The organism is Pseudomonas sp. 9.1(2019), from assembly GCF_009910445.1.
GTDB lineage: Bacteria > Pseudomonadota > Gammaproteobacteria > Pseudomonadales > Pseudomonadaceae > Aquipseudomonas > Aquipseudomonas paraversuta.
In genome coordinates this window covers 319850-337649 of record NZ_VBWF01000006.1, presented here as the reverse complement: position 1 = coordinate 337649, position 17800 = coordinate 319850, and the positions used below count along the sequence as shown (strand labels likewise).

The window sequence follows — 17800 nt, the reverse complement described above, 5'->3', positions numbered from 1 at the left end:
ATCCCATCAATCAGTTCCCTTTGAAAGCAGTGGTACGTAGCTGCGCAGCACTTGTGTCCAGTAGTTGTCACTCAAAACTGGGTCAGCCTTGCCAAATTGCTCGATGATGAAATCAACAGAAATATCATAGCTCTCACCCAGTTCAACCACATTTGAGCGCGCACTTACACCCAGAATGCTCGAGACCTCAGACAAAATATCTGCAATTGGAACAGCCGCAATCGACGCCAGGTTTTGAATAGTGTTACACCCTATCTTATTTTCAATAAGATAGTGAGAAAGCCTTACAACGTCCTTGATATCCAGGAGATTTCTTTTTGCATACTTCTGAACGGTAACCGTTTCACCATCAAGAACCGCATTCACCAAATAACTGATCAGCGTAAGATTTTTTACGACACCTACCACCTGCGGTAATCGGTAAATATAAAACGAATCCGCATGCTTCGAGACGTACTCTTCCATTTCCAGTTTATGACGCGTGTAGGGTGTCTGCTTTTTCTGATAAACGCTGCAGGTAGAGAAATAAACTACAGGCAACATTGGATTATCTTCAATCTGATTCCGCACAAGCTCAAACTCGCGGCGGAACTCGGACGCCCGTTGCTCCGCTGAATTGGAAACCCCAGAAGCAAGAATAAGGCAATCGGCAGAGAAACCAAGGCCAGAAAAGCTCTTCGCAAGAAGGCCACCACCTATCACTTTTTTCACATGCCACCCCACGAAGTTTGGCAATCTAAATATATGCCGTTACCGAACGCCACCTTCGACACCGCGTGCATCACTGCGTCACTCTGCTACGGTCTACGCCACCGCGTAGCCGTTTGGCTTTTCTCCATACGGCACGGTATACCCCAGCCCAAAGTAACCGGAAGAACTCCGCTGAACAATAGACATAGCCCAGAGCCGCCTTGAACTTTCTAGCCCTGCAAAAATACATGAACATATTAAAGGAGTAGCCGGACCTCAACACGTTTCTGGGCAGAGCACTTCCGTATCGATCACAAAAATAAGTCGATACTTTATAAGCGCTTCTCTCGAATCGGAGCTTGCCCTTTCCTTCTGAAAAATGCGAAGCACTCTGTTCGAGTACCCGGTAGGTGCCCAATACTTCTGGCAAATAGCCTATCCTGTAATGTCCGGCAATATGGAGCCACGCCACATAGTCATCCATTTTAGCCTGTAGCCTGCTAGCGTGAACCGCATAGCCCTGCACGGCTTCGCGTCGCAACATGACTGTACATGTTTTGTAGGGATTTGCTCTCAGCAGCGACTCCTTGACCCATCCTGCCGGCGGCACTACCCCACGGGAGCGGTCGTGGGCAAACAGGGTCACTCCCGATGCCTGGTAATAAACATTTGCATCACCGAACACTGCGCCCATGTCAGGGTTGGCCACCAGGTAATCATATTGAAGCTGCAACTTTTTCGGGTCCGTCCAAAAGTCATCACCCTCACAAAGAGCAACAAACTCCCCCGAGGAAAAGGCGATGGCGGTATCAAAAATTCGCGCCCCTTGGGAATAGACGTTTTTGGGCTGCCTTACATACTTTATTCTGCCCGGGTATTGTTCGCAGTACCGGTTGATCACATCAGGTGTACGGTCAGTCGAGGCATCGTCATGAATAACAATCTCATAACAAAAATTGGTCTCCTGACATAAAAACGACTCAATCGCCTGCGAAATGTATTGTTCTTGATTATAAACAACACATACAACGCTAACGACAGGCTTGGATGCCATACTCATTTCGCCACCTTAAATATCAACAAGGTCCTCGTCCCACCCGAAAGTTTGAAAAACAAGAATAAAAGCAGCATCGCAACAATATAAAAGAATGCTGAATATTGCCGATAGTAAAACACACCCCACGAAACAATCTGAAACATCAAAATAAACATAATGAGTTCAGACAATTTGAAAATGCCACTGACCTTGGCACGGTAAAGCAATGTCCGAACCAGCAAAAATATAAGCACAATCGCTACAACACAACCAATGCGGCCAAAATCGTGCAGGAAAGAGCCGATTACTGTCGTGAACACCCAGGGAGTGACGCCCTTGTCCAAATAAATGGCAAACCATGCCTCACGATCAAAGGGCTCATAAACCTCACCAAATAACGCTGCTTTCAGTACGCTGACCGGTGCAAAATCCATCTTGCCACCTAACGGTGGTGCATCGACCAGGTAGTGCTCACTGAAGTGAAAGACCTGCTGCCCCGCATAGTCGAGCAGCGCTCCCAGCACTTCGGAGGAACCCTCTCCACCAAAGCGTGACATCGTAATTTTAATAAATACCAACAGTGCCGGAACAGCCAGGCTTGCCGCACACACTACTAGCAGCAGTATGTTTCTCTTGGGCATAAACCCTCGAAAAAACAACAGAAAAAAACCCAGCGACATGGCCCAGTACACAAAACCGTCACGCCCGACATAAGACAATATATAAAATATATATACGGTACTGCAGAACAAGTGCACAAACGCTTTCAGCCTGCTCCCAGGATAGCCTTCAGAAAGGTTCAAAAACGCAAATAACATATTCAGCAGGAACAGGTTCGCGATCAATGAACAAATTGTATTGATCACTCCGTATTGCTCAACATATGAAACGCCGCCAGCGGCGATCATATTACGGTTTGACTCAACGTCTCCAGCCAACGCGATAGCGGCGCTCATCGCAAAAAATAGCAGAGCGAAAAGCGACAATGGAATCATTATCCACTCGATAATCTTCAGCGCCCTGAAATTATCAAGCGAAATACATTCAACCTCAGCATCCTTGAAGATTGTAAACCCCGACAAAAGAATAAAAACAAGTGCAGAAAAATAGAGCACCGCCTCCGTATCCAGATTAAAGCTCTTGGAATAGTCGAAGGCCTCACTGAGAACAATAGAGCAAAAAAAAGATGCCAGATAGATGCTTAGTAAGTAACTCACCACACCAAAGTAAAATCTATTTTTTACTTGGTAGACCAGAAACATTATCAGCACTATAAAAAAAGGTAAAAAAACCATTGGTCAGCCCCTTACTTTCTTGAGCAAGGTCAGAGGAAAAACGTAATAGGAAAACACCATAATTGCGCACAAGACAGCGCCGCCTAAAAACAGGCTATAGAGAAGTCCGTTGAGCAATCCGCTAGTGTCAAATCCAACTTGACTCACCAACAAAGCCACTGCCACACCTGGCGCAACCACTTTCACAATGTCGCCCCACAACCAACCAACGTGCATTCCCGGCATCATTTTATAATGAACATAAGCAACCCAACCGAGCAAAAATAACAGGTTCATCAAAAGCCATACAAAACCAGCTCCTAAACCACCATACATATTCGCGGCAACGATAACACTAGGGATCAATACCACCACCATCCCGGCAGCTCCAATTAAATGGTATTTGAGGTTGCCGATGGCGTATTGAAGGTAATAGGGAAATGCACCTACCGCCATTAAACCGTTACCGACGGCATAGAGCTTCAGGATCGGTGCTATCTGTTTTGCGAGAACGGCGTCACCGGTCCATGCGGCCAATAAGGGCTCCGCACAGAAGACCAAGGTTATCGCAGCCGTACCCGCAAGAATACTCACCAACTGAGTAGCATTGCGGTAAACCAGCACCAGCTCATCGAGTTTCCCTTCGGTGTAAAGCCTGGCCATACGGGGCATGATCGCACCACTTATCGGACCACTCACAACCATAATGCCGCTAGCGACCAATACAGCCATTGTGAAATGCCCGTAATCGGACAAGGGTAGAATACTTGATAAGATTAATTTATCTGTCTGGGTTACAAGTATCCAAACAGATGATGTAAAGGCAATGGCAATGGAAAATTTCAATACCGGCTTTACAGGCCCAAGTGACCACCCGATCGCCTCCACGCCTTTATCCAACGGAGGTAGCAGCGTCAGCGTCTTAAGCCACATGCCTAACGTATCAAGCAGCGCGACCGCTAGCTGATAAGTGAAAAACACCAGAGGTGTGTAACCAAAATACCACATGACGGGCAACACAATTACGAAACGCAGTGTGGCTAAAACCACACTGTAGGCACTTAGCCAGACAATATGTTCTGCCCCAGTAATCACGCCTCTGTACAGCCCGCCGAGCCAGCGCATAGCGACACTTACAGCCATGATTTGCAGAGCTGTCTGCACCTCAAATTGAGACAGGGTCTGAACCTTCAACCAGCTATCCGCTATATGTGCTGACAACAACATCAGCACCCCACCACCGACAAGAGCGATACCAAAAAAGATACTGCTCAGCGCACGAAATAGCTGGCGGTATGCCAAAGAACTGATAGCACCAGCCTTGAACCGGGCAGTTTCGCGGCTGATGGTGGGCGTCAAGCCCATATCCAGCAGAGTAAACCAAGCCTGTAACATCGTGAAAAAGCCGACCAGCCCATACGCTTCCGCCCCCATATATTTTATATAGAGAGGCAGAATCGCGATGCCGACCAAGGTCACGTAAATCTGGCTAGCATAACCCGCGAGAATGTTTAATTTTAAGCTCAACCCAGCAACCTTCCGCATAAGATAATATTATTCGTTGCAAACCTGAGCTGAGCGCTTAAGCGGTCATCAAAAAGTCAGCTTGTAATCTTTGCTAAATCCGAACTGGATACAATCAAGCGAGCTTTGTGGCTCTGTCCGTGTATGTTTTCGAATAGTCAGCCATGCATACGTTATCTTGCCCCAGCGTATCTTGACCCGATTTAGCTCTGGGAAATAATGAGGCAAGAAGTCATGGGACAGCCTTTTGAACTCAAGAAGCTGGAACCGCTCCGACACCGCTCTCGCCGCATGCGTTAAGGCGTTGTCCAGCACCACGACTGGAGACATGGATGTGCGCATTTTCAACTGACTCAACAAGCCAGCAAAAGCTAGCGATGCCATCGCTCCCCAAGCCCACAACAAGTAAAACCCACCAGAACTCAGTATTGCCGCCATGACGTTGAGACGGCCTGCTTTCTTTAGCAGAGGGTTGCGGGGCTTGCCGCGCCAAATCCAGACGCTGCGCACCGACGATGACAAAGAGAAGTCCGTTTCATCCATGTAAACCAATTCAATTTCTCCTTCTTGGGCCTTCCAAATCAGTTGCTCAAGCTCTTCACCGCTCCTGGCGAAAGCCTGTGGGTCACGGTTTTCAATGGCTGTAACGGCTACGTTTGCGGGCGATCTCGAGATGTTTAAGAGCGCTTTCTCGGGATTCAAGCGCACCGCAATGTCGATTTCTTCAACTAGGCGGTGATGCACCTCACTGGCGCTCAAAGGGCTTGTTTTCGCCCACTCATCAATGGTCGTCATATAGTCCGCCAGCTTGCCAGGAGCACCTTAGCGGTGCACATCAAACAGCCCCAAAAAACCTTTGCCGAACCATTATTGACAACGTTCATAGCCGGTTCAGGTTACCCCCCGGCCTTCGGCCACCACTTTTACCGAGCCCACGCGGGCATGTCGTCACAGGGTTTCAGCCAGACCCCAACCGCGCCAATTTTTTCCCTTTGTGAACGATCCCTCTCAGCTTGAGGATATCCTCCTCAGACAACTGTAAGGGCCCGTGCTTCACGTGAGACCAAATCATCAGAGCATCGACGCGAGATAACACAATAACCTAATTTATTGGTGAGCACTTAAGATTCTAGATGTCCTTGATTACCGAAATAATCTCCATCTGTTGTTCTTCCGTGATGCCAGCATAAATGGGCAGGCACAATACTTTCAGAGCCATCGCAGTTGCCACAGGGAGATTTTTAGGGCTGGCTGAGAGCATCCCGCGATACATCGGAAACTCACTTATCAGCGGGTAGAAATAACGGCGGGAAAAAAAGTTGTTATCTTTAAGCTTCTGATACAGCTCATCGCGAGTCAGGGGGTATTCCGGCCCTACAAGAATTGGGAAGTATGAGAAGTTTGCAGATTTTTGGCCTGACTCTTCAATTACTGTAATGCCACGAACGCCCTCAAGCTCACGCCGGTAACATTTATCGATGTCGCCACGCTCAGCAATAACAGTGTCTATGTACTTCAACTGAAGCAAGCCAAATGCGGCGTTCACCTCACTCATTTTGCCGTTGATTCCTGGAGCAACAACGGTCACCTCATCAACAAAACCAAAGTTTTTCAAATGATCGATACGTTGTTTTGTTTTTGCATCAGGGCAAACAATGGCGCCCCCCTCAAAAGTGTTGAACACCTTTGTGGCATGAAAGCTCAGCACACTTAAGTCTCCGTGACGCAGGATGCTCCCCCCCGCATCCTTAACACCAAATGCATGCGCGGCATCATAAATAACTTTGATGTTATAGGCATCTGCGATTTTCTGAATGGCGTCTACATTGCAGGGATGACCATAGCAGTGCACAGGCATGATCGCGGTGGTTTGCGGAGTGATTGCAGCCTCAATCTTGGCAGGATCCATATTCAATGTGGTTGGATCAATATCAACAAATACAGGCTTGATGCCATTCCACAACAGCGAGTGTGCCGTTGCCACAAAGGAATAAGGCGTTGTAATTACCTCTCCAGCCACACGCAAAGATTGCAGGGCCGTCAAAAGAGCAATGGTGCCATTATTAAACAACGCAATGTGCTCAACACCCAGGTACTCGCACAGCTGCCGCTCCAACTCTTGATGCATCGGCCCGCAGTTTGTCAGAATCTTGTTAGACCAGATTTCTTCAAGATAGGGAAGGAACTCTTCCAGAGGAGGAAGATAAGGCTGTGTGACGAATACCGGCTTTTGACTCATTTCGATTCCTCGACAAACAATAACGGATGCGTTCCGTGATGATTTTTACAGGGCTGATTTCACTACCGAAAGCACCAGTGTGGCCTTGCCTAGGGCAAGCCCCGCCAAAAGGGCATAAATACATTTGCAACGTAAAATTTAATCATCGCACAGGCTGACATTGATGTAAGCACCTGAACAAAACTAATCGCGCTTTAAGAGACCAAACGCAACACTTCTGAAGCCACTTTAAGTAGCCAGCGGCTTGCTTTCTCATGGCCACAAATATCGGTAAATACCCCATAAAACCGCCCTGATAATCATCTACCAAAAACTGCATTAGTGCTGATCGTTTTGCAGGACTTTCCCATTGCCTTATGTGTCCGCTAACGGAGCGAACCCTTCAGGGTCACCCCTGCTGACGCGTAGCCACAAAGTACCTGACCAAAACAATCAACACGCCAAGCATGCCACCCAGCAACAAACCCAACAGTATGAGCAAAGCCTTCCTGGGTTTGACTGGCTGCATTGGCTCCAGGGCTTTGCGATCGATTGAGACCAACTTCATGTTGCTGCTATCGAGGTTACTCAAATTCCCCAAACGCACAATTTCAGCGCGCAACGGCTCTACACCACTTAAGAACAGGTCTTCATTTTGACGCTGCTTAAGAGCTTCAACTTCACGGTTGCTTTGCAACAGTTGCAGCTCTCGGGCAATCTGGGCTACGCGCCCCTCGGTGAAATCGTCAGTTTTGCGCTGCTGCAGAACGGTCCGTTCTGCTTCAAGCGCTTCTGTACCCATAAAATACAAGGGGATTTGCTGATTGCTGATTTCGGTTCGCATACTACTGGATCCGCGAGTGCCAGCCGAATCACCCAACGCCGAGGGCGTGGTAGGCTTTTGAATATTCAAGGCCCTCGCGATGCCAATAGCCTCACTCAGTTGCGCCATACGATCAGTGCGCACAACTTTGAGTTGCTGACGCAACGCCTTGAGCTCATCCTGCAATTGCGCACGCTTTATGCTGTCGGCTTCGTTCAAGGCGGCGATGCGCGCCTCCTTGTCTATCTCATAGCTGGAGCGGGCTGCGTCCAGCTTGCCTTTTAGCTCGGTCAAACGGTTATTGACGATAACCTTGAGGTCAGCGGCAATTTGCTTACGCTCTGCATCAATGGCGTAATCGACAAAGCCATTGAGGATCTTTACCCCGTCCACTCCCCCGGGATATGTCAACTCCATGCTAATCGCAGCGTTCTGGGAATCCGCTTTTTTAGAATCAGGAAAAATCAGCTTTAGCGAGTTGCGATTGAAATCTTCGAAGCTTTGCTCAAGGGTGCGCCCCGGACGCTTGAATTGAGTGAATAGCTCTTGATTGCTCCGGAAAAAACCCAGTCGATTATCGTATGACTCCAGCGACGACCCTACTTTCAACAGAGCCTCATTGGGAGGCAGGGTGTATACACCCGATCGATTGAGTGCATCCAGCTCGTTGATGGCTGCCGGGCGCAGAACGCTACTCACCTGATATTCAGGCGTACTTAAATAGGCATAGCCCAAAGCAACCAGACCAAAGAGAGCAGCCGTAGCAAGAATGATTTTTTTCTGCTGCCAGACCATCAAAAACAAAGGGAGTAAATCCACTTCATTGGACGAAGGAGCATTCGGGATACGGGAGAGACTACTCACAACCAAGACCTGCCTTCTAAAAGAAACTGCGGGCTCGTTATGCAGCGATTTTCATACGCGCTTATATAACTTTCTAACATCAGGCCTTAGCTTCATGCACACCTGAAGAAGCATAAAAATAACTGTACATCGAGAATCTGAAGCATTTTGCCAGTATCTCGAAACTATACAAGCCTGACAAAGTGTAATAAATCTATGGGGCGCGACATGAATTTTGTAGTGTGCCATTTACATTTGAGCTCTCAACCTGCGCTGCAGCCCTCTCCCGGCCGCATTGTCTGCGCTAAGACACACTCAATATGTAAAAAGGCCTACGAATGGGCCAGCAGGCTGCGTTTTAGTTTCGCAGATTTTCGCTTATAGACCACAAACCCCAATACCGGGCCGAAGAGCATGCCAAGCAGTAAGGCACCGATAAAAAATAGCGATGCTGGCAACTCAGGCGAACGCCACCCCAAAAACATCAATGAGGTAGGCTGCTGGTTTTCGAGGATAAATATTACAGTCCCGAAAATAACAGCCAGGGCGAACACCCCCAACACTGCACGTTTAAAGTCACGCATCAGTAACTCCTAGGTCCTTAAGGATTAAATATCGTCTTCCTCATCCTCATTAACTCGATCCCGGAGCTCTTTGCCCGGCTTGAAATGAGGAACAAACTTGCCATCGAGGCTGACAGACTGGCCGGTCTTTGGGTTACGGCCTACACGCGGCGCACGATAGTGCAGCGAGAAGCTGCCAAAGCCACGGATCTCAATTCGATCCCCGGTCGCCAGACACTGTGACATTTGTTCAAGCATAGTCTTGATAGCCAACTCTACATCCTTGGATGAAAGCAGCCCTTGATGGGTGACAATTCGTTCGATCAACTCCGACTTCGTCATATTTTTCCCTTCTTTTTCAAGCAGCTAGATCAGCGCTTCAAAGGTTTTAGCATGATCGAAAGGGTTTGAACAGCCCAGGGATTGACTTATCTTTAAAGGCATCAGATAGATGCCAAACAGCCAGCAGAGCAGAAAAACAGGCATGCGACCGCCACCTTGAACCCATAACCACTGCCGCAGGCTCTTTAGCCTCGCTCTGGCGATCGCTGACAGCTGCAGACGACGCTGCAAGCCTGCCGCTCAGGAATTCCACCAATCATATACGTCTCGTTAGCGCTGCCCCATAAGGCCTGTATCAGGCCACCCCCCGGGGCCGGGGTTGAGCTGGCGAGCCAATCCTGGCCAGCTCAAATTTCAGGCACAAAAAAGGGCGACCTAAGTCGCCCTTTTTCTATGGTAAATCAGAACTTAGTTCTGTTTTTCCATTTGTGCACGCAGCAGGTCGCCAAGAGTGGTCGGACCAGCAGCAGGCTCAGAGGTAGCTGGCTTGTCGCGCAGGCTCTGAATTGCTTCCTTCTCGTCTTCAACGTCTTTCGACTTGATGGACAATTGGATTACGCGGCTTTTGCGATCAACGCTGATGATCTTGGCTTCTACTTCTTCGCCTTCTTTCAGAACGTTACGTGCATCTTCGATGCGGTCACGGCTGATTTCGGAGGCTTTCAGAGTTGCTTCGATATCCGGAGCCAAAGTGATGATGGCGCCTTTAGCGTCAACTTCTTTCACGATGCCCTTAACGATTGCGCCTTTGTCGTTCTCTTGTACGTACTCGGAGAACGGATCGCTTTCCAGCTGCTTGATACCCAGGGAGATGCGCTCACGCTCTGGATCAACAGACAGGATAACGGTGTCAAGCTCGTCGCCCTTCTTGAAACGACGTACGGCTTCTTCGCCAACTTCGTTCCAGGAGATGTCGGACAGGTGAACCAGGCCGTCGATGCCGCCGTCCAGACCAATGAAGATACCGAAATCGGTGATCGACTTGATGGTGCCGGAGATTTTATCGCCCTTGTTGAACTGGCCAGAGAAATCTTCCCATGGGTTAGATTTGCACTGCTTGATGCCCAGGGAGATACGACGACGCTCTTCGTCGATGTCCAGAACCATAACTTCCACTTCGTCGCCGACTTGTACGACTTTCGAAGGGTGGATGTTTTTGTTGGTCCAGTCCATTTCGGAAACGTGTACCAGACCTTCAACGCCTTCTTCCAGCTCAGCGAAGCAGCCGTAGTCGGTCAGGTTGGTAACACGAGCGGTAACGCGAGTGCCTTCTGGGTAACGGGCTTTGATAGCAACCCATGGATCTTCGCCCAGCTGCTTCAGGCCCAGGGAAACACGATTGCGTTCGCGATCGTACTTCAGAACCTTGACATCGATCTCGTCGCCAACGTTGACGATTTCGGAAGGATGCTTGATACGCTTCCAGGCCATGTCAGTGATGTGCAACAGGCCGTCAACACCGCCCAGATCGACGAATGCGCCGTAATCCGTGAGGTTTTTAACGATACCTTTAACTTGCTGACCTTCCTGCAAGGATTCCAGCAGAGCTTCACGCTCGGCCGAGTTCTCTGCTTCAAGCACGCTACGACGCGAAACAACAACGTTGTTGCGCTTCTGGTCAAGCTTGATGACCTTGAATTCCAGCTCTTTGCCTTCCAGGTGCGTAGTATCGCGCACTGGACGAACGTCAACCAGAGAACCTGGCAGGAACGCACGGATGCCGTTAACGTCGACAGTGAAGCCGCCTTTAACCTTACCGTTGATAACGCCCTTGACAACTTCTTCTGCTGCGAAGGCTGCTTCCAGAACGATCCAGCATTCAGCGCGCTTGGCTTTTTCACGGGACAGCTTGGTTTCGCCAAAGCCGTCTTCGACCGCGTCCAGCGCAACGTGAACTTCATCACCGATGTTGATGTTCAGTTCGCCAGCGTCGTTGTGGAACTGTTCCAGCGGGATGAGGCCTTCAGACTTCAAACCAGCGTGAACGGTTACCCAACCAGCTTGGTAATCGATATCAACGATGATAGCGGTGATGATAGAGCCAGCCTGAAGATTCAGGGTTTTTAGGCTTTCTTCAAAGAGTTCTGCAAAGCTTTCGCTCATTTTAATTCCTGTTGATCAAGGGCGAAGGATACGCCCATCTGCCACATTCCAGACAATGTGGGTTACGTTCATATAAAAGAAGGCATGCAGGACTATTTCTGGTCTCCTGCACGCTTTCTTGGTCATCCAGTGATATCGCGCAGGGCGATTTCACTCATGATTCTTTCAAGCACCTGCTCGATCGACAACTCCGTGGAGTCCAGCTGTATTGCATCAGCCGCCGGTTTAAGCGGGGCTATTGCACGCTGCGTATCACGCTCATCGCGGGCACGAATCTCATCTAGCAGACCCGAGAGACTAACATCATCGCCCTTGGCCTTCAACTGCAAGTAACGGCGACGGGCACGTTCCTCCGCGCTAGCCGTCAGAAATATCTTCAACGGCGCGTCCGGAAACACCACAGTTCCCATGTCGCGACCATCGGCAACCAGACCGGGAAGTTCCTGAAATGCCCGCTGACGCTGCAGCAAAGCCTCACGAACAGCCGGCAAGGCGGCAATTCTGGAAGCCCCGGCAGCAACGGTCTCACTGCGAATCGCGTGAGTAACGTCATCACCTTCCAGAATAATGCGCGCATGCTTGCCGTCCGTCGCTCCGACGAACTGCACATCAAGATGCGCAGCAAGTTTCTCGAGCAAGGCTTCGTTATCCAGAGCAACGCCATGATTGCTCGCCGCGAATGCCAGCAAACGATACAGGGCACCGGAATCCAGCAGATTCCAGCCCAGGCTCTTGGCCAGCTTGCCAGCCACGGTGCCTTTGCCGGAACCGCTTGGGCCGTCGATAGTGATAACCGGCGGGACCATCACGACTGCACCTCTTGCGCTACGCGAATGCCTACCTGCTTGCACAAGGCTAGGAAGTTAGGGAACGAAGTCGCGACATTGGCACAGTCGTGAATACGGATGGGAGCCGTTGCCCGCAGAGAAGCGATGCTGAATGCCATCGCAATGCGGTGGTCACCGTGACCATGAACTTCCCCGCCACCAATGGAGCCACCATCGATAATGATACCGTCCGCAGTTGGCTCACACTTCACGCCCAGCGCCAGCAAGCCGTCAGCCATGACTTGAATCCGGTCAGACTCCTTGACCCGCAGTTCTTCAGCGCCGCGCAGGATCGTGCGACCTTCGGCCACTGCCGCCGCCACGAACAGTACCGGGAATTCATCAATCGCCAGCGGTACCAGCTCTTCAGGAATCTCGATACCTTTTAGCCTGGCTGCGCGCACACGCAAATCAGCTACAGGTTCGCCACCCACTTCGCGCTGGTTCTCGAGGGTGATATCCGCCCCCATCAAACGCAGGATGTCGATAACGCCGGTGCGGGTCGGGTTGATGCCGACATGCTCGAGCACCAGATCGGAATCTTCGGCAATCGAGGCGGCCACCAGGAAGAACGCCGAGGATGAAATATCGCCAGGTACTTCAATGTGGGTAGCCGTGAGCTTGTGGCCTGATTCAACAGTAGCCGTGGCACCCTCGACACTGACCGGGTAGCCGAAGCCACGCAGCATGCGCTCGGTATGATCACGGGTTGGCGCCGGCTCAGTGACCGAGGTCTTGCCTTCAGCATACAAACCCGCCAGCAGCAGGCAGGATTTGACCTGGGCACTGGCCATCGGCAGGGTGTAATCCATCCCTTTAAGCGCGTGACCGCCGCGAATAGTCATCGGCGGACGACCTTCTGCAGCAGTCTCAATCACCGCCCCCATTTCGCGCAGCGGATTAGCCACACGATTCATCGGGCGCTTGGTCAGCGAAGCATCGCCGGTCAAGGTCGTATCAAAGCTCTGCGCAGCCAGCAAACCCGACAACAGACGCATCGAGGTTCCGGAATTACCCAGGTAAATCGGGCCTGGCGGAGCTTTCAAGCCATGCAGCCCCACACCATGGATAGTCACGCGCCCATGATGCGGGCCTTCAATCACCACACCCATGTCACGGAATGCCTGCAAGGTTGCCAGAGCGTCTTCGCCCTCAAGGAAACCTTCGACTTCGGTTGTACCTTCAGCCAAAGAACCAAGCATGATTGAACGGTGAGAAATGGACTTGTCACCAGGTACGCGAATCTTGCCAGTTACCTTGCCACCTGGCTCAGCCAGGAAAATCAGATCATTTGAATTCATAGGGTCCACATATGCCCGGCGGGCCAGGATTTTACTGAAATGCTCGCGAGCAACCCGGGCGCGGGTAAAGACGCCCAGCAATTGATGCCCATCTCCCGCATCGACCGCATCGCGCAAGGCGTCGAGATCACTGCGAAATGTATCCAATGTACGTAACACCGCCTCGCGGTTCGCGAGAAAAATGTCATGCCACATTACCGGGTCGCTTCCTGCGATTCTTGTGAAATCGCGAAAACCTCCCGCTGCGTAACGAAAGATATCCAGATTCTCATTGCGCTTGGCAAGAGAGTCCACCAGCCCGAATGCCAACAGATGCGGTAAATGACTGGTTGCAGCCAGCACCTCGTCATGGCGTTCGACCTGCATATGCTCGACGTCCGCCCCCAGAGCGCGCCACATTGTGTCCACCAGGGCCAGCGCCCCGGAGTCGGTTTCGGCCACCGGGGTCAAAATAACCTTGTGCCGCTCAAACAGAACCGCATTGGAGGCTTCGACACCACTTTGCTCGGATCCGGCAATCGGGTGCCCGGGAACAAAGCGTGGCGGCATGCCGCCAAAGGCCTGAGTCGCAGCACGCACGACATTGCCCTTGGCGCTCCCCACATCAGTCAGAACGGCCGACCCCAGATCCATGCCCGCCAGCAACCCGAGCACTTTCTCCATGGCCAGAATCGGCACTGCCAGCTGGATGACATCAGCACCACAGCAGGCGACTGCCAGATCAGCTTCGCAGCGATCAACCACACCCAGCTCTACAGCCAGGGCGCGCGACGCAGGGTCCAGATCGACTCCGACCACCTCAGCGCACAACCCGCTCTCGCGCATGCCTTTAGCAAAGGAGCCACCAATCAGGCCGAGCCCGACAACCACCAGCCGACCCACAACAGGCTTTACAGATTTCAAGGACATTACATCAACCACAAGCAAGAACCTTGGCCAGCGCCTCAAGCAGACGGGTATTTTCCGTCGGCAGACCAATAGTGATGCGCAGGTGGTTCGGCATACCGTAATTGGCCACCGGACGCACGATCACACCTTCGCGCAACAGCCCCTGATAAACCGGGGCAGCCACTTGACCGAGATCCACCGCAATGAAATTACCGCGGGATGGAATCCAGCCCAGACCCAGCTCACGAAAACCGTCCAGCAACTGCTGCATGCCCGCCTCGTTAAGACGGCGGCTTTCAGCCAGATAGTCAGCATCCTGCAGTGCAGCACAGGCCGCAGCCAGCGCCAGACTGTTGACATTGAAGGGCTGACGAACCCGATTCAGCACATCCGCCACAACCGTTGTCGACAGGCCATAACCAACCCGCAGGGCAGCCAGGCCATAAGCCTTGGAAAACGTACGAGAGACCAGCAGATTAGGATAGGCCGAGAGAAACTCCAGACCGTCCGGCAGCTCGCCGCCTTCCGCATATTCGATATAGGCCTCGTCCAGCACCACCAGAACCCGCTCGGGGACGTCCTGCAAAAACTCGTTCAGTGCATCGACACCAAACCAGGTCCCGGTAGGGTTATTCGGATTGGCGATGAAAACCACCCGGGTATCACTGTCAATCGCCTCAAGCATGGCAGGCAGGTCATGCCCCCAGTCCTTGGCCGGCACTACTCGCGCCTGTGCACCCACCGCCTGGGTCACAATCGGATACACCGCGAAGGCATGCTCGCTGAACACGGCATTCAGGCCCGGCGCCAGATAGGCCCGAGCCACCAGTTCCAGAATATCGTTGGAGCCGTTGCCCAGGGTCACCTGATCGAGTTGCACACCGCAACGCTCAGCCAGCAAGCTCTTGAGGGCAAAACCGTTACCATCCGGATAGCGAGTAAGCTCCGCCAGTTCATTGCGAATGGCTTCCAGCGCCTTCGGACTTGCCCCCATAGGATTTTCATTGCTCGCCAGCTTGACGATGGTGGCCGGATCAATCTCCAGCTCACGCGCCAGCTCATCCACAGGCTTGCCCGGGACGTAAGGCGAAAGTTGTTGTACGCCCGGCTGCGCCAGGGCGAGAAAATCACCGCTCATGTATGACCGCCTCAGAGAACCGCTTTCGGGTAGGAACCCAGCACTTTAAGCGCCACTGCTTCTTGACTGATTTGCTCCAGAACACTTTTGACCAAAGGGTCACGGTGATGGCCAGCAAAATCGATGAAGAATACATAGGTCCATTTACCGCTACGCGAAGGACGCGTCTCGATACGTGTCAGATCGATCCCGTTCTCATGGAACGGCACCAGCAATTCATGCAGGGCGCCCGGACGGTTGCTCATTGACACGATAATCGATGTTTTATCATCGCCGGTCGGCGGCACTTCCTGACTGCCGATCATCAAGAATCGCGTCGAGTTGTCAGGACGATCCTCAATTTTTTCCGCCAGCCGGGTCAAACCATAGAGGCCTGCAGCCATATCGCCAGCTATCGCTGCCGAATTCCACTCACCCTTGACCCGCTTGGCCGCCTCGGCATTGCTCGACACAGCAACCCGCTCGACGTTCGGATAATGCGCATCCAGCCACTTACGGCACTGGGCCAGCGACTGGGCATGGGAGTAAATACGGCTGATGCTATCGGTCTTGGTGTTTTCACCGACCAGCAGGTGATGGTGGATCCGCAGCTCAACTTCGCCACAGATAACCATGTCGTGCTCGAGAAAACTGTCCAGCGTGTGGTTCACAGCACCTTCAGTGGAGTTCTCCACCGGCACCACGCCAAAGTTGACGGCGCCTGCCGCCACTTCACGAAACACCTCGTCGATCGCCGCCATCGGCTTGCTGATGACCGCGTGCCCGAAGTGCTTCATTGCTGCAGCCTGGGTGAAGGTACCTTCCGGCCCGAGGTAAGCCACTTTCAGTGGCTGCTCCAGCGCCAGGCACGAAGACATGATTTCGCGAAACAGACGCGCCATCTCTTCGTTACCCAACGGACCTTTGTTGCGCTCCATTACCCGCTTGAGCACCTGAGCCTCACGCTCGGGCCGATAAAATACCGGCACTTCGCCTTCAGCCAGGCTTGCCATTTTTACCCGCGCCACTTCCTGGGCGCAGCGGGCACGCTCGCTGATCAGCTCCAGAACCTTTTCGTCCAGGCTGTCGATGCGCACGCGCAGCGCCTTAAGCTCTTGCTCGGACATTAGCCGTGTTCCTTCTCAAACTCTGCCATGTAAGCCACCAGCGCGTTAACCGCAGTAATGTCCACAGCGTTATAAATCGAAGCCCGCATGCCACCCACCGAGCGATGCCCTTTGAGGTTCAACAACCCGCGCGCTTCAGCACCCACCAGGAACGGCTTGTCGAGACGATCGTCAGCCAGACGAAACGGCACGTTCATCCACGAGCGGTCGGTCTTGTTGATCGGGTTGCTGTACAGGCCGCTGGCGTCAATGAAGTCATACAGAGTGCGTTTTTTGACTTCGTTAAGCTTGCCGATGGCCTCTACACCACCCTGCTCTTTGAGCCACTCGAACACCAGGCCGGACAGATACCAGGCCAGCGTCGGAGGCGTGTTGTACATCGAGCCGTTGTCTGCCGCGACCTTGTAGTCGAGCATCGTCGGGCAGATCGAGCGCGCCCGGCCCAGCAGGTCTTCACGAATGATGTTGACCACAATACCGCTCGGACCGATGTTTTTCTGGGCGCCGGCGTAGATCATGCCGAAGCGGGAAATATCGACCGGACGCGACAAAATGTCAGAAGACATGTCGGCAACCAGCGGCACATCGCCCGTTTGCGGAATCCAGTCGAATTCCAGGCCGCCAATGGTTTCATTGGGCGCGTAATGAACGTAGGCCGCGTCTTTCGACAGGTTCCATTCATTCTGACCGGGAATCGCGAAGTAATCGTAAGGCTTGGCGCTGGCAGCCACATTGATGTGGCCAAAGCGCGAACCTTCCTCAATGGCTTTTTGCGACCAGATACCGGTATCGATGTAATCCGCCTTGCCATTTTCCGGCAGCAGATTCAGCGGGATCTGGGCAAATTGCTGGCTTGCGCCACCCTGCAGAAACAGGACTTTGTAGTTCGAGGGAATAGACAGCAGGTCACGCAGATCCTGCTCAGCCTTGGTCGCAATGGACACGAACTCATCGCTGCGATGGCTCATTTCCATGACCGAGAGGCCCTTGCCATGCCAGTCGAGCAACTCGGACTGGGCACGCAACAGGACAGCTTCAGGCAGCGCAGCAGGACCTGCGCAGAAGTTATAGGCTCGTTTGCTCACATCCACTCTCACTCTGATTTGGTGGGTCACGCAATAAAT

16 protein-coding genes are annotated in these 17800 nt (G+C 52.1%); all 16 read right to left on the bottom strand.

The annotated features are described in order from the left end of the window. Positions 1–6: 6 nt before the first annotated feature. Positions 7–711, bottom strand: coding sequence for an NAD(P)-dependent oxidoreductase (locus FEZ21_RS11300; RefSeq protein ID WP_010656177.1), 705 nt, complete (start codon positions 709–711; stop codon positions 7–9). Between the two features lie 70 nt (positions 712–781). After that, positions 782–1750, bottom strand: coding sequence for a glycosyltransferase (locus FEZ21_RS11295; protein WP_003447119.1), 969 nt, complete (start codon positions 1748–1750; stop codon positions 782–784). After that, positions 1747–2988 (bottom strand): hypothetical protein, encoded by a 1242-nt coding sequence (locus FEZ21_RS11290; RefSeq protein WP_178092370.1) that lies wholly within the window; start codon positions 2986–2988, stop codon positions 1747–1749. Before FEZ21_RS11290 ends, FEZ21_RS11295 begins: the two co-directional genes overlap by 4 nt. A gap of 36 nt (positions 2989–3024) precedes the next feature. Beyond that, positions 3025–4527: an oligosaccharide flippase family protein gene (locus FEZ21_RS11285; RefSeq protein WP_029612483.1), complete on the bottom strand. Its 1503-nt coding sequence runs from the start codon at positions 4525–4527 to the stop codon at positions 3025–3027. A 66-nt stretch (positions 4528–4593) separates the two neighbouring features. After that, positions 4594–5319, bottom strand: a complete 726-nt coding sequence (locus FEZ21_RS11280; RefSeq protein ID WP_160627122.1) for a transposase — start codon at positions 5317–5319, stop codon at positions 4594–4596. Positions 5320–5653: 334 nt separating this feature from the next. Continuing rightward, positions 5654–6763: a DegT/DnrJ/EryC1/StrS aminotransferase family protein gene (locus FEZ21_RS11275; RefSeq protein ID WP_003447115.1), complete on the bottom strand. Its 1110-nt coding sequence runs from the start codon at positions 6761–6763 to the stop codon at positions 5654–5656. A 388-nt stretch (positions 6764–7151) separates the two neighbouring features. Next, positions 7152–8429, bottom strand: coding sequence for a Wzz/FepE/Etk N-terminal domain-containing protein (locus tag FEZ21_RS11270; RefSeq protein WP_083912808.1), 1278 nt, complete (start codon positions 8427–8429; stop codon positions 7152–7154). A gap of 311 nt (positions 8430–8740) precedes the next feature. Beyond that, positions 8741–8992 carry a lipopolysaccharide assembly protein LapA domain-containing protein gene (locus FEZ21_RS11265; RefSeq protein WP_003447111.1) on the bottom strand — a complete coding sequence of 84 codons (252 nt, stop codon included), beginning with the start codon at positions 8990–8992 and terminating at the stop codon, positions 8741–8743. A 24-nt stretch (positions 8993–9016) separates the two neighbouring features. Continuing rightward, on the bottom strand, positions 9017–9313 hold the full coding sequence (ihfB, locus tag FEZ21_RS11260) for an integration host factor subunit beta (protein WP_003447108.1): 297 nt from the start codon (positions 9311–9313) through the stop codon (positions 9017–9019). 24 nt (positions 9314–9337) lie between these two features. Continuing rightward, a complete protein-coding gene (locus tag FEZ21_RS11255) occupies positions 9338–9544 on the bottom strand; it encodes a hypothetical protein (protein WP_127195908.1) in 207 nt (68 codons plus the stop codon). 177 nt (positions 9545–9721) lie between these two features. Further along, a complete protein-coding gene (rpsA, locus tag FEZ21_RS11250) occupies positions 9722–11416 on the bottom strand; it encodes a 30S ribosomal protein S1 (protein WP_003447106.1) in 1695 nt (564 codons plus the stop codon). Positions 11417–11538: 122 nt separating this feature from the next. Next, on the bottom strand, positions 11539–12222 hold the full coding sequence (cmk, locus tag FEZ21_RS11245) for a (d)CMP kinase (protein ID WP_003447104.1): 684 nt from the start codon (positions 12220–12222) through the stop codon (positions 11539–11541). Next, the gene (locus FEZ21_RS11240) at positions 12222–14453 is read right to left on the bottom strand and encodes a bifunctional prephenate dehydrogenase/3-phosphoshikimate 1-carboxyvinyltransferase (RefSeq protein WP_160627121.1); all 2232 of its coding nucleotides are present in this window, start codon (positions 14451–14453) and stop codon (positions 12222–12224) included. Before FEZ21_RS11240 ends, cmk begins: the two co-directional genes overlap by 1 nt. Before the next feature lie 4 nt (positions 14454–14457). Beyond that, complete coding sequence (gene hisC, locus FEZ21_RS11235) at positions 14458–15570, bottom strand: histidinol-phosphate transaminase (protein ID WP_160627119.1); 1113 nt, start codon at positions 15568–15570, stop codon at positions 14458–14460. A gap of 11 nt (positions 15571–15581) precedes the next feature. Next, positions 15582–16676, bottom strand: a complete 1095-nt coding sequence (pheA, locus tag FEZ21_RS11230) for a prephenate dehydratase (protein ID WP_003447098.1) — start codon at positions 16674–16676, stop codon at positions 15582–15584. Continuing rightward, a complete protein-coding gene (serC, locus tag FEZ21_RS11225) occupies positions 16676–17761 on the bottom strand; it encodes a 3-phosphoserine/phosphohydroxythreonine transaminase (protein ID WP_003447088.1) in 1086 nt (361 codons plus the stop codon). The genes pheA and serC overlap by 1 nt, the downstream gene beginning before the upstream one ends. Positions 17762–17800 lie beyond the last annotated feature (39 nt).

What these genes read in the sequence shown, in the direction of transcription:
- hisC (WP_160627119.1), bottom strand. Translation starts at nt 15,570, where the DNA reads ATGAGCGGTGATTTTCTCGCCCTGGCGCAGCCGGGCGTACAACAACTT.
- rpsA (WP_003447106.1), bottom strand. Translation starts at nt 11,416, where the DNA reads ATGAGCGAAAGCTTTGCAGAACTCTTTGAAGAAAGCCTAAAAACCCTG.
- FEZ21_RS11280 (WP_160627122.1), bottom strand. Translation starts at nt 5,319, where the DNA reads ATGACGACCATTGATGAGTGGGCGAAAACAAGCCCTTTGAGCGCCAGT.
- FEZ21_RS11275 (WP_003447115.1), bottom strand. Translation starts at nt 6,763, where the DNA reads ATGAGTCAAAAGCCGGTATTCGTCACACAGCCTTATCTTCCTCCTCTG.
- ihfB (WP_003447108.1), bottom strand. Translation starts at nt 9,313, where the DNA reads ATGACGAAGTCGGAGTTGATCGAACGAATTGTCACCCATCAAGGGCTG.
- FEZ21_RS11295 (WP_003447119.1), bottom strand. Translation starts at nt 1,750, where the DNA reads ATGAGTATGGCATCCAAGCCTGTCGTTAGCGTTGTATGTGTTGTTTAT.
- pheA (WP_003447098.1), bottom strand. Translation starts at nt 16,676, where the DNA reads ATGTCCGAGCAAGAGCTTAAGGCGCTGCGCGTGCGCATCGACAGCCTG.
- FEZ21_RS11265 (WP_003447111.1), bottom strand. Translation starts at nt 8,992, where the DNA reads ATGCGTGACTTTAAACGTGCAGTGTTGGGGGTGTTCGCCCTGGCTGTT.
- FEZ21_RS11290 (WP_178092370.1), bottom strand. Translation starts at nt 2,988, where the DNA reads ATGTTTCTGGTCTACCAAGTAAAAAATAGATTTTACTTTGGTGTGGTG.
- cmk (WP_003447104.1), bottom strand. Translation starts at nt 12,222, where the DNA reads ATGGTCCCGCCGGTTATCACTATCGACGGCCCAAGCGGTTCCGGCAAA.
- FEZ21_RS11240 (WP_160627121.1), bottom strand. Translation starts at nt 14,453, where the DNA reads ATGTCCTTGAAATCTGTAAAGCCTGTTGTGGGTCGGCTGGTGGTTGTC.